The sequence below is a fragment of the Bacillus cereus group sp. Bce019 genome (genome assembly GCF_051781745.1).
Lineage (GTDB): Bacteria > Bacillota > Bacilli > Bacillales > Bacillaceae_G > Bacillus_A > Bacillus_A cereus.
On record NZ_JBPWJX010000041.1, the window covers coordinates 1 to 11,919 of the forward strand.

The following is an 11,919-nucleotide window of genomic DNA, read 5'->3' on the forward strand; positions in this document are numbered from 1 at the left end:
TCCTGTCGAATACAGAAATCATCTTCTTGATGCCGCCTAACTTTTTTTAAAATGTCCTTTACAAAGGGTACAGATTAGAATGCCTCTTCCTTTTTAGCATTTTAATTTGTTTTTTGTTCTTTAATAGACTTCACTAATTTCATCATTTCCGCTCGTATATCTTCTCTTTTTACATTTAATTTTTCGGCAATTTGTTTAATGTCCATTCCATCTTTTTTCATTTTTAATACATCATCAAGAGGGGTATTGCTTTTTTGAGAGATGATTGTTAACACAGTAAGATGACGCAATTTGATGTTATATTCTTGCATTTTTTGCTTTAGCTGATCCGGTGTGGATTTTTGCATAGTTGCCAGCTGTTGTAGCAGTGCTTGCTTTGTTTCTTTATTCATATGATGCTTTTTCAGCTTACTTGGATCTATACCGAAATGCTCGGCTGTTTTCTCCCAAGATTTATTTTGCTTATAGTAAGCTAAAACATCTTTTATTTCTTTATTACTAATTCTTGCAATATGAGCAGCTTTCCAAATTTCATGTTTGTTATAGCCGAGTTTTTCTAGCGATTGCATTTCTTCTTCTGAAATTGGGTTATGGTGATGCAGTGTTACTTCTTTTGGCGTGGCAGCGGATATAGGGAAGGTGGATATCCCGCATAATAATGCTGCCATAGTCATACAAACAGCGATTTTTTTGTACATGTAAACTCCTCCTAGATGGATAATGTAGAAAACTGTACACATATCATTTCCATAAAATGTGAAATACTTGTGAACAAGTTAAGTTTTTTTATTCACAGCATGGAATGACGTTTTTAGAAGTTTTCCAACATAAAACATTGATTAATAGTAAAAAACTAAGGTATAATCGAAATTGAAAATCAATATCAATACTAATGATAAACTTATACATATAGATAAAAATAAGGGAGAGATAAATATGACTACATATACTTCCATCGCTAATGTGATTAAAGAAAGACGCTCTGTTCGTACATTTACAGACAAAGCAGTAGAAAAAGATTTATTAATTGAACTATTAAACGATGCAACATGGGCACCAAATCATAAGCACCGTGAACCATGGAATTGTAAACTATACATCGGAGAAGGCCGCAAGAAATTAGTAGATGCAGTATTAAACTCTTTCACAGAAGAAGAAAGAGCGAAACGCGGTAAAATTTTATCAGATCGTTTTTTAAGCACACCTGCACAAATCGTTGTATATATAAATGAAGATCCACGTCAAATTCAGCGTGACGAAGATTACGCTGCAACATGTGCATTTATGCAAAACTTCCAACTTCTTGCTTGGGAACGTGGATTAGGTTGCGTTTGGAAATCAGGCGGATTAAACTACAACCCATTATTTATAGAAGGAATCGGTTTAACAAGAGGCCAACGTATCGTTGGAATTCTTCATATCGGCTATTTCGATAAAGCACCAGAAGGAAAAGCTCGTACTCCGATTACAGAGAAGATGGAGATTATTGAAGGTTAATAGATGAGACATTCTCGTTTTTGCGGGGGGTGTCTTTTTATTATGCAATCAATCCTCATGAAAGCTTGTTTTTCAACATACACTTTCTTAAGGGAAAGTGTAAGGAGGGAAAATAATGAGAGCAAGTGACGATAAAGCACTGCAATATGCGATTGCGGAAATTACGGAAATTGCGACTGGATTTGGGCTTGATTTTTATCCGATGCGTTATGAAATATGTCCAGCGGAAATTATTTATACATTTGGTGCATATGGGATGCCGACGAGATTTTCACATTGGAGTTTTGGAAAACAATTTTTCAGAATGAAATTACAATACGATTTAGGACTTAGTAAAATATACGAACTCGTTATTAACTCTGATCCATGTTACGCCTTTTTATTAGATACGAACTCTTTAATTCAAAACAAATTAATTGTAGCGCACGTTTTAGCACACTGTGACTTCTTCAAAAATAATATTCGTTTTTCAAATACGAAGCGAGATATGGTGGAGAGTATGGCGGCAACAGCGGACCGCGTGAAAGCGTATGAGCATAAGTACGGAAAAGCAGAGGTAGAAACATTTTTAGATGCCGTACTTGCCATTCAAGAGCATATTGATCCGTCGCTTATGCGTCCGAAGCTCGCATGGAGTATTGATGATTTAGAAGAGGAAGAAGTAGAAAAGAAAAAGGTGTCGCAATACGATGATTTATGGAATTTAGATAATCGCAATAAAAAGCAGGAACGTTCCAATGTGCGTAAAAAGAAGAAAATTCCACCAAAACCAGAGAAAGATTTACTTCTCTTTATTGAAGAATATAGCCGTGAGTTAGAAGATTGGCAGCGTGATATATTAACGATGATGCGCGAAGAAATGTTATATTTTTGGCCACAGCTTGAAACAAAAATTATGAACGAAGGCTGGGCGTCCTACTGGCATCAACGTATACTTCGTGAAATGGACTTAACATCTGATGAAGCAATTGAATTTGCGAAATTAAATGCAGGTGTTGTACAGCCATCAAAAACAAGCATTAATCCATACTACCTCGGTATTAAAATCTTTGAAGATATTGAAGAACGGTACAACAATCCGACTGAAGAAATGAAGCGACGAGGCGTAAAACCAGGATCTGGCCGTGACAAAATGTTTGAAGTACGCGAAATTGAATGGGACGTATCATTCCTAAGAAACTATTTAAATAAAGATCTTGTTATGCGAGAAGATATGTACTTATTCCAGCGCCAAGGAAAAGAATATAAAGTAATAGATAAAGAATGGGAAAATGTGCGTGATCAACTCGTAAATATGCGGACAAATGGTGGGTTCCCGTACTTAGTAGTAGAAGATGGAGACTACTTAAAGAACGGAGAATTATACATTAAACATAGTTACGAAGGAATCGAGCTCGATTTAAAATACTTAGAAAAGGTATTACCATATCTTCATCAGCTATGGGGAAGAACGGTGCATATGGAGTCTATTGTGGAAAGTAAGGGCGTTGTGTTTTCTTATGATGGGAAGATGGTGCATCGGAAGTATGTGTGAGGGGAAGAACGGACATAGGATACTGTGTCCGTTCTTTTTTATTTAAAATAGGAAAAATATGCTATTCTTGAAAAGGGGAGTTATATAGAGAAATGGAGCGATTCAAATGAGCAAAGTAGGGGTATGCAAGGTGGATATTACGCCGCCTATAGGTATTGATTTTGTTGGATATCATAGAGAGACAGGAATAAATAATATTGAAGAGCGTATTTATGGGACGGTTTTTGTATTTGAAAAAGATGAAATGAAAACTGTGTTTATAAGTATTGATAATATTGGAATGTTAGTAGAAGATACGAATATGATCCGTGAGCGAGTAGCAAGTAGGCTTCGTGTACCATTTGAGCGAATAACGGTTGTTTATACACATACACACTCTGGTCCAGAAACGGTCGGTGATGATCCGCTAGTGCAGTCGTATAAAACGATTTTAGTAAATAATGTAGTACACGGTGCTGTTACTGCGAATAACAATTTGAAGCTATGTGAAGTTGGCTGGGGTGTTACGACAGGCGATATTGGGGTAAATCGAAGAGAGAGAACATGTGATGGAAGAGCGAAGATGGGAACAAATATAGAAGGTGTTGTAGATAACCGAATTGGCATGTTAGCAATAAGAGATGCTGAAACGAAGGAGTTATCTGGGATTTTAGTATTTTGTACTGCGCATCCGAATGTTTTAAAAGGAAATAGTGATGAATTATCAGCGGATTATCCTGGAATGACGAGAGAAATTCTAGAGCAGATAGTGAACTGCCCTGTTATTATCGTTCAAGGTGCTGCTGGAAATGTGAATGCGAAGTATCGCGGTTCAAGCGAAGCGTTAAAACAAATGGCTTACATACTTAGTGGACATGTATTAACGATGTTACCAACAGTTACATATAGCCCAATTGTAAATTTAAGGACAGTTTCAAGTATGATGCAAATGAAGTTGAAAGATATTCCTGAAATTGATGAGATACGAAGTATGGCTCAATTAGCCGAGAAGCAGTGGGGCGTGAATACGGATGAATGGCTTACTATCGTTTTAGAGAAATATGAGCAAGGTATTCGGCGGTTAAGTATTGATTTAGAAGTGCAATTGTTTCAAGTTAATGATGGTATGTTTTCAGGTTTACCGATGGAACCTTTTTCGGAAACGGCATTAGAAGTGAAAGAGAATTTTCAAAATGAATTAGCTTTCTTTGGTGGATATACGAATGGATATATTGGTTATTTACCAACAAAGGAAGAATTCTCATATGGTGGGTATGAAGTGGAATTAAGCCATGTTGTGTATGGACCGGTTACGAATTTATTGTTGCCACCGGAGGAAACTACTGCGGAGCTGATTGTGAAGAAGGTTACGAGTTTATGTAATAAAGTGAACCTTTAATGAGACAGATTTTTGAACGCGGAGTAAAGAATATGACTAATTGTGTGATTTTGTTAAGTCAATGTAATTAATAATGATTATTATTATTAATTACATTGACTTCTAAAAAAAGAAAAACTAGAATTTATAAAGGGATCTTCAATTGTTCGCTATCATTTGTATAGGAGGTAAGTTATGTTGGATAGCTTTATTTCTATAAGATGTAGGTTGGCTCTTTATAGTTTTGGTGTTCTTTTTATCTTTTTTTGTATAGTATTTTTGGTGAATCAAAAGGTGTATGCAGAAGATGTACCGTGGACATCAGTTTCAAATGAGGGAGAGCGTGTACTTTTTCAAGAACAATCTTTGTATAGTAATGATCGAAGGGGAGAAGATCTTGTTTCGCCTTCATTTGAAGGGCGAAAACATGATGGGGAAGAGTCGGATCCTTTTTGGAAATCGAATAACAGACAATGTATGTAATAAACTTAAAAAATGGTCTGAATAAATATAGTAAGTTTATATGGATTTTATGTTGTGCATTGGTCATAATCATAATGTCTAGTTCTATAGCAAATAATGAAAAGAAGTTTAGTAAGGTTGTTAATTCTGTAACTTTTTACGTGAAAAATAAAGAAAAACAGCCAATAAAAGATTTTGAAATTATACTTATGAAAGACGAATCACCTGAACCCAGTAAAGAAATTGGGATCTCAATAGGAAAAACAGACGAAGAAGGAAAAGTTATTTGGAGGAATGTGAGAACGGGAAAATATATCGTATTTTTACCAAATAACGAGACGCAGATGGTTATGATTAATGATAGAGGTGCAACGAAAAAAATAAATATATCATTGTAGAAAAAGAGTCCATTGGGATTCGTTTTCTCAGGTTGTGGCATTAAAGAATTTTACGTGGAATGGATCTAACCTTATGTGAAGAAGCTATTGATTTTGAAAATTTAAATACAGGTGTATTTCAGTTATTAAAAACACGTATTTATACATTGGTTTAATCGTACAGAAAGTTATAGAACTATACGTAAAAGAACTTGGAGATATTTAAGTTCTTTTTTATTTGTTTCAAATTTGTGAAAGAAAGACATATTGATTGAAATTAAAATTTTTACACTCTATTATATACTCATACGGGTATAGGTTTTGTGATGCATAAGAAAATTAATAATAAATAATATGGAGGTTCGAAATATGTCTAGAAAAATTATAGTAGTAGGCGGAGTTGCTGGCGGGGCATCAGTAGCTGCAAGGCTTCGTCGTTTAAGTGAGGAAGATGAAATTATTATGTTTGAACGCGGTGAATACATTTCGTTCGCAAACTGTGGATTGCCATATTATATTGGCGGTGTCATTACAGAAAGACAAAAGTTATTAGTACAAACTGTTGAAAGGATGTCAAAACGTTTTAATTTAGATATACGTGTATTGAGTGAAGTGGTAAAGGTTAATAAAGAAGAGAAAACAATTACGATAAAGAATGTAACTACAAATGAAACATATAACGAGGAATATGATGTTTTGATTCTTTCACCAGGGGCGAAACCAATTGTTCCACCTATTCCGGGCATTGAAGAAGCGAAGGCGTTGTTTACGTTACGAAATGTACCTGATACAGATCGTATAAAAGCGTATATTGATGAGAAGAAACCACATCATGTGACGGTTATTGGTGGAGGATTTATTGGAGTGGAAATGGTTGAGAATTTAAGAGAACGCGGGATTGAGGTTACTCTTGTAGAGATGGCAAATCAAGTGATGCCACCAATTGATTACGAAATGGCGGCATATGTACATGAGCATATGAAGGTGCACAATGTTGAGCTTGTTTTTGAAGATGGTGTAGATGCGTTAGAAGAGAATGGGACTGTTGTACGTTTAAAAAGTGGCTCAGTTATAAAAACAGATATGATTATTTTAGCAATTGGTGTACAACCAGAGAGTAGTTTAGCGAAAGATGCAGGATTAGCATTAGGAGTTAAAGGAACGATAAAGGTAAATAAGAAATTTCAAACATCTGACCCATATGTATATGCAATTGGTGATGCGATTGAAGTGAAAGATTTTGTTACAGAAACAGAAACGATGATTCCTTTAGCGTGGCCAGCTAATCGTCAAGGTCGCATGTTAGCAGATATTATTCATGGGCATACGGAGTCTTTATATAAAGGTACGATGGGAACTTCTGTGGCTAAAGTTTTTGATTTAACAGTTGCTTCGACTGGAGTAAATGAGAAAATATTAAAACGATTAAATATACCCTATGAGGTAGTACATGTACAGGCAAATTCTCATGCAGGATACTATCCGAATGCTACGCCAGTGCTAATAAAATTAATTTTTAATAAAGAAAGCGGAAAAATTTACGGAGCACAGGCTTTAGGGCGTGATGGAGTAGATAAGCGTATCGATGTTATCGCGACGGCAATGAAGGCAAACTTAACTGTAATCGATTTACCGGATTTAGAATTATCATATGCCCCGCCGTATTCTTCTGCAAAAGATCCAGTAAACATGGTGGGGTATGCCGCAAGTAATATAGTAGATGGTTTTGTGGAAACGGTACAATGGCATGAAATAGATCGTATTGTTGACAATGGTGGATATATTATAGATGTTCGGGAGCCCAATGAACTAAAACAAGGAATGATTAAAGGCTCTATTAATATTCCGTTAGATGAATTACGTGATAGATTGGATGAAGTGCCAATGGACAAAGAAATATATATCACTTGTCAACTTGGTATGAGAGGGTATGTTGCAGCGCGTATGTTAATGGAAAAAGGATATAAGGTAAAGAATGTAGATGGTGGTTTTAAATTGTATGGGACAGTATTGCCAGAACGTGTTGTATATTGATATTTTTCATTTTCTATTTCAAGATTTAGTGGAAGGTGAAAACCTATAGATTAAGGTTTTACTTTTTGTTTTGCGAACATATAAGGCGAAAAATAAAAGTAGGGGTTTACAAAATACCCTATAGGGTATAATATATTGTCATAGGTTATAAATAGTGACATAATGGTAATGAGGTGATTATAGGATGGAATATAATCAAGATATGAAAAATAGATTGAAACGTATTGAAGGTCAAGTTCGTGGTGTGCTTCGTATGATGGAAGAAGGAAAAGATTGCCGAGAGGTTATTACACAGTTAACGGCATCTCGTTCTGCACTTGATCGTACAATTGGACTCGTTGTTGGAACGAATTTAGAGCAATGTTTGCGTGAACAGTTTGAAAGTGGTAATGGTTCAAATGAAGAGTTAATTAAAGAAGCTGTTCAATTACTTGTAAAAAGCCGATAATCTGTCAAACGTAAGTGTTGACAGATTTTCAAAAACATTTTAATATACCCCTACAGGTATATGTATATAAATTGTGGAGGAATCGATTATGAGTATAAAAGTGGATATGAGTTTAGATTGTAAAGGGTTGGCTTGTCCGATGCCGATTGTGAAAACGAAGAAGGCGATAGAAGGATTAGCACCAGGGCAAGTGATTGAAGTTAAGGCAACAGATAAAGGTTCTACGGTAGATATAAAAAGTTGGGCGAGTAAAGTAGGACATCAATATATCGGGACAAAACAAGAGGGTGATGTATTGGTGCATTATGTTAGGAAAGCAAACGAGCATGAAGTGAATGAAGTTGTGAAATATCCTCATACAATTACGAATTCGGAATTGGAAGAGATACTATTAAATGGTGAAGAGTGTATTGTATTAGATGTTCGCGAAGCAGCGGAATTTGCTTTTGGCCATATTCCATCCGCCATTTCGATGCCATTAGGTGAATTATACAGCGCAGTGTTAGATGAGACGAAGCAAATTTATGTTGTTTGTCGAACTGGTAATCGCAGTGATATAGCTTGCCACATGTTGAAAGAGAAAGGTTATGCAAATGTGAAAAATGTCATTCCAGGCATGTTAGAGTGGCAAGGGAATATAGAGAAATAAATTTTTTTGAATAAAAATATACCTATGGGGGTAATAAGATGAATGTTAAACCGTTACAAGCAAAAGATGTTGCAGAGAAAGTTTTATTCGGAGAGTTATTCATTTTAGATGTTCGTAATGAGGCGGATTATGAAGATTGGAAAATTGAAGGGAAACAAGTTTCTTCTATTAATAGACCTTACTTTGACTTGTTAGATGGTGTAGATCATATTGTAAGTGAATTACCTAAAGATAAAGATGTTTTAGTAGTATGTGCAAAAGAAGGGTCTTCTATATTTGTGGCAGAGCAATTAACAGAGGCTGGATTAGAAAATATTTATTATTTAGCTGGTGGCATGAAGGCTTGGAGTGAATATGTAAAGCCTATAAAAGTTGGAGATTTAAAAAATGGTGGAAGTATGTATCAGTTTAACCGCCTTGGAAAAGGCTGTTTATCTTATATGGTCGTTTCAAATGGTGAAGCAGCAGTTATTGATGCAGTAAGAACAGCCGAGGCATATGAAGAATTTGCGAAAGAGCATGGCGTTACGATTACGAATGTAATGGATACACATTTACATGCAGACCATATTTCCGGAGGACGTAAGTTAGCGGAAAAGGTAGGTGGTACGTATTGGTTACCACCAAAAGATGCAGAGGAAGTTGTTTTCTCATACGAACCGCTTGTTGAAGGATCTGTTATTACGGTAGGGGGTACTAAAATTGAAATTGACGCGTTATACTCACCAGGGCATACGATTGGAAGTACGTCATTTATTGTAGATGATTCTTATTTATTATCAGGCGATATTTTATTTGTAGATTCAATCGGGCGTCCAGATCTTGCTGGTAAGGCTGAAGATTGGGTAAGTGATTTACGTAATACTTTGTATAGCCGATATAAAGAGCTATCTCAAAATTTAGTTGTGTTACCAGCTCATTATTCAAAAATAAGTGAAATGAACGAAAGTGGTATTGTTAGTGCAAAATTAAAAGATTTATTTGAGCATAATGCAGGATTAAATATTGAGGATGAGGGAGAGTTCCGTAAAGTTGTAACAGAAAACTTACCACCTCAGCCAAATGCATATGAAGAAATTCGTCAAACCAATATGGGTAAAATTCACCCAAGTGTGGATAAAGAGCGTGAAATGGAGATTGGTCCAAATCGTTGTGCAGTGCACGAATAATGAAATAAATAAAAAATGGAGGAATTGATGATGAATATAAAACAAGTGTTAGATGCGAAAGGTTTAGCATGTCCAATGCCGATTGTAAGAACAAAGAGAGCAATGGATGCTCTACAAACTGGAGAATTGTTAGAAATACATGTAACAGATAAAGGGTCAGTTAATGATATTCCAGCGTGGGCAAATAAATGTGGCCATGACATCGTAAAGCTTGAAGAAGAAGGCGATGTGCTGAAGTTTTGGATTAGGAAGGCGTAGTGAAGCAATAGTTTTGTAAATATAGAGAGGTTGGTTATATGAACACAATATTAAGTACACTTTTCATTGTACTTGCTGCATGGTTTGTTATTTCACGATTTTTACCAGTGAAAGGTGTTCAAAATATAAATGGAAAAGAATTGAAAAGTATAGTGGGGAAAAAGGGGAAGTATTTTATTGATGTCCGTACAGTAGGTGAATATAGAGGGAATCATATGAAAGGCTTTCAAAATATCCCTCTAAATGATCTAGCAAGTAAGGCGAATCAATTAGATAAGAATAAGGAAGTAATCGTTATTTGCCAAAGTGGAATGAGAAGTAAGCAAGCAGCAAAGGTATTGAAAAAACTAGGGTTTCAGCAAGTAATAAACGTTTCAGGTGGTATGAATGGTTTGTGAGGAGGAAATTTAAAATGAAAGAAATGACTACAAAAGAATTAGAAGAAAAATTGTTGCGTAAAGAAGCGGTAAATATTGTGGATGTACGTGAAGTAGAAGAAGTAGCTGAAGGGAAAATTCCAGAAGCATGTAATATTCCACTAGGACTATTAGAGTTTCGTATGCATGAATTAAATAAAAATCAGGAATATATTATCGTTTGTCGTTCAGGCGGGAGAAGTGCAAGAGCTGTTCAATTTTTAGAAAGTTACGGTTTTCAAGTAATCAATGTGGTAGGTGGTATGTTAGCTTGGGAAGGAAAAGTAGAATAGGGAGAAACAATTTTTATAAAAAATACCCCTATAGGTAATTGGAGGGAGAACAATATGGAACAACAGAAGAAAACAACAATCGTTTTATTTAGCGGAGATTACGATAAAGCAATGGCTGCTTATATTATTGCAAATGGTGCAGCGGCGTATGATCAAGAGGTTACTATTTTTCATACTTTCTGGGGATTAAATGCTTTAAGGAAAGATGAACATGTGAATGTAAAGAAAACATTTATAGAAAAAGTATTTGGAAGAATGATGCCACGCGGTGCTGATAAGATGGGGTTATCCAAAATGAATTTTGCAGGTATGGGACCAAAGATGATTAAAGGCATTATGAAAAAACATAATGCAATGCCTTTGCCAGATTTAATTGATTTGGCAAAAGAACAGGGGATTAAACTTGTCGCTTGTCAAATGACAGTAGATTTATTAGGGTTAAAAGAGGAAGAGATTATGGAAGGGGTAGAGTTTGCAGGTGTAGGGGCATATTTAGCAGATGCTTCGGATGGGAATGTGAACTTATTCATTTAAATCACCTTCTTTTTAGAAGGAGGGGGATGTAAGGTGAGTTTAGTATTATTAATTTTTATAATTGGGTTTATAGGATCGTTTATATCAGGAATGGTTGGAATTGGCGGTGCAATTATTAATTATCCGATGATCTTATATATTCCAGTATTGTTAGGATCTACTGGCTATACGTCACATGAAGTGAGCGGTATTACAGCGGTACAAGTATTCTTTGCAACTTTTGCAGGTGCCTGGGCATATCGGAAAAGTACTGATATGAATAAAATGTTAGTTGTGTATATGGGAGCTAGTATATTAATAGGAAGTTTTTTAGGAAGTTTTAGTGCAAATCTATTAGATGAACACGCTGTAAATGTTGTTTATACAGTATTGGCGACCATTGCAGCTATGATGATGTTTGTACCGAAGAAAAATAATAGTGGAGCAGTTAAGTATAATAAATGGTTAGCAAGTGTGTTAGCGTTTATTGTAGGAGGTGTTTCGGGCATTATTGGAGCTGGAGGTGCGTTTCTTTTAGTTCCTATTATGCTAGTTATTTTAAAATTACCATTGCGCATGACGATAGCGACATCTATCGCTATTACGTTTATTTCCTCAGTAGGGATTACGACTGGAAAAGTGATTACTGGACAAGTAGTTATCATTCCAGCTCTAATTATTGCGGTTGCAAGTATATTTGCTGCGCCACTTGGAGCGCGAGTCGGGAAGAGGATAAATCAAAAAGTACTACAATATATGTTATCGATTTTAATTGTCGGCACTGCTATTAAGATGTGGATTGATATGATATCGAAATAAAAGGATGGGCTGCTTGTACAATGTACCCTATAGAATAGACACTTAAAAAAAGTCTAGTCTATAGGGTATTTCTTGTATAATGAGAGAAAAATG

At 35.5% G+C, this 11,919-nt stretch carries 14 protein-coding genes and 1 pseudogene; 14 read left to right on the forward strand and 1 reads right to left on the reverse strand.

Going from position 1 to position 11,919, the window contains the following annotated elements:
* Positions 1 to 101: 101 nt before the first annotated feature.
* Positions 102 to 698, reverse strand: coding sequence for a hypothetical protein (locus ACS2QP_RS27075; protein WP_153581750.1), 597 nt, complete (start codon positions 696 to 698; stop codon positions 102 to 104).
* A gap of 238 nt (positions 699 to 936) precedes the next feature.
* Here ACS2QP_RS27075 and ACS2QP_RS27080 point away from each other — a divergent pair, with 238 nt between their 5' ends.
* The 14 genes and pseudogenes from ACS2QP_RS27080 to ACS2QP_RS27145 all read left to right on the forward strand — a co-directional run bounded on the left by ACS2QP_RS27080 (position 937) and on the right by ACS2QP_RS27145 (position 11,826).
* Positions 937 to 1,497 (forward strand): nitroreductase family protein, encoded by a 561-nt coding sequence (locus tag ACS2QP_RS27080; RefSeq protein ID WP_000214819.1) that lies wholly within the window; start codon positions 937 to 939, stop codon positions 1,495 to 1,497.
* 115 nt (positions 1,498 to 1,612) lie between these two features.
* The gene (gene spoVR / locus ACS2QP_RS27085; protein ID WP_061456810.1) at positions 1,613 to 3,031 is read left to right on the forward strand and encodes a stage V sporulation protein SpoVR; all 1,419 of its coding nucleotides are present in this window, start codon (positions 1,613 to 1,615) and stop codon (positions 3,029 to 3,031) included.
* A 106-nt stretch (positions 3,032 to 3,137) separates the two neighbouring features.
* On the forward strand, positions 3,138 to 4,409 hold the full coding sequence (locus tag ACS2QP_RS27090) for a neutral/alkaline non-lysosomal ceramidase N-terminal domain-containing protein (RefSeq protein ID WP_061456811.1): 1,272 nt from the start codon (positions 3,138 to 3,140) through the stop codon (positions 4,407 to 4,409).
* Positions 4,410 to 4,583: 174 nt separating this feature from the next.
* Positions 4,584 to 4,829: pseudogene (locus ACS2QP_RS27095) on the forward strand (trypsin-like serine peptidase); the annotation flags it as partial.
* A 32-nt stretch (positions 4,830 to 4,861) separates the two neighbouring features.
* Complete coding sequence (locus ACS2QP_RS27100; protein ID WP_061456813.1) at positions 4,862 to 5,248, forward strand: DUF2606 family protein; 387 nt, start codon at positions 4,862 to 4,864, stop codon at positions 5,246 to 5,248.
* Between the two features lie 348 nt (positions 5,249 to 5,596).
* The gene (gene cdr, locus ACS2QP_RS27105; protein WP_438883008.1) at positions 5,597 to 7,261 is read left to right on the forward strand and encodes a CoA-disulfide reductase; all 1,665 of its coding nucleotides are present in this window, start codon (positions 5,597 to 5,599) and stop codon (positions 7,259 to 7,261) included.
* Positions 7,262 to 7,445: 184 nt separating this feature from the next.
* Positions 7,446 to 7,709 carry a metal-sensitive transcriptional regulator gene (locus tag ACS2QP_RS27110; RefSeq protein ID WP_000456206.1) on the forward strand — a complete coding sequence of 88 codons (264 nt, stop codon included), beginning with the start codon at positions 7,446 to 7,448 and terminating at the stop codon, positions 7,707 to 7,709.
* An 88-nt stretch (positions 7,710 to 7,797) separates the two neighbouring features.
* Complete coding sequence (locus tag ACS2QP_RS27115; RefSeq protein ID WP_000023955.1) at positions 7,798 to 8,358, forward strand: sulfurtransferase TusA family protein; 561 nt, start codon at positions 7,798 to 7,800, stop codon at positions 8,356 to 8,358.
* 38 nt (positions 8,359 to 8,396) lie between these two features.
* Complete coding sequence (locus tag ACS2QP_RS27120; RefSeq protein WP_001101331.1) at positions 8,397 to 9,527, forward strand: MBL fold metallo-hydrolase; 1,131 nt, start codon at positions 8,397 to 8,399, stop codon at positions 9,525 to 9,527.
* A 27-nt stretch (positions 9,528 to 9,554) separates the two neighbouring features.
* Complete coding sequence (locus ACS2QP_RS27125; protein WP_332285391.1) at positions 9,555 to 9,785, forward strand: sulfurtransferase TusA family protein; 231 nt, start codon at positions 9,555 to 9,557, stop codon at positions 9,783 to 9,785.
* 38 nt (positions 9,786 to 9,823) lie between these two features.
* Positions 9,824 to 10,183, forward strand: coding sequence for a rhodanese-like domain-containing protein (locus ACS2QP_RS27130; protein WP_001092318.1), 360 nt, complete (start codon positions 9,824 to 9,826; stop codon positions 10,181 to 10,183).
* Positions 10,184 to 10,197: 14 nt separating this feature from the next.
* Positions 10,198 to 10,494, forward strand: coding sequence for a rhodanese-like domain-containing protein (locus tag ACS2QP_RS27135; RefSeq protein ID WP_000661810.1), 297 nt, complete (start codon positions 10,198 to 10,200; stop codon positions 10,492 to 10,494).
* Positions 10,495 to 10,548: 54 nt separating this feature from the next.
* The gene (locus ACS2QP_RS27140) at positions 10,549 to 11,028 is read left to right on the forward strand and encodes a DsrE/DsrF/DrsH-like family protein (RefSeq protein ID WP_000437742.1); all 480 of its coding nucleotides are present in this window, start codon (positions 10,549 to 10,551) and stop codon (positions 11,026 to 11,028) included.
* A 33-nt stretch (positions 11,029 to 11,061) separates the two neighbouring features.
* Complete coding sequence (locus ACS2QP_RS27145; RefSeq protein WP_061456815.1) at positions 11,062 to 11,826, forward strand: sulfite exporter TauE/SafE family protein; 765 nt, start codon at positions 11,062 to 11,064, stop codon at positions 11,824 to 11,826.
* The last annotated feature ends 93 nt before the right edge of the window (positions 11,827 to 11,919 follow it).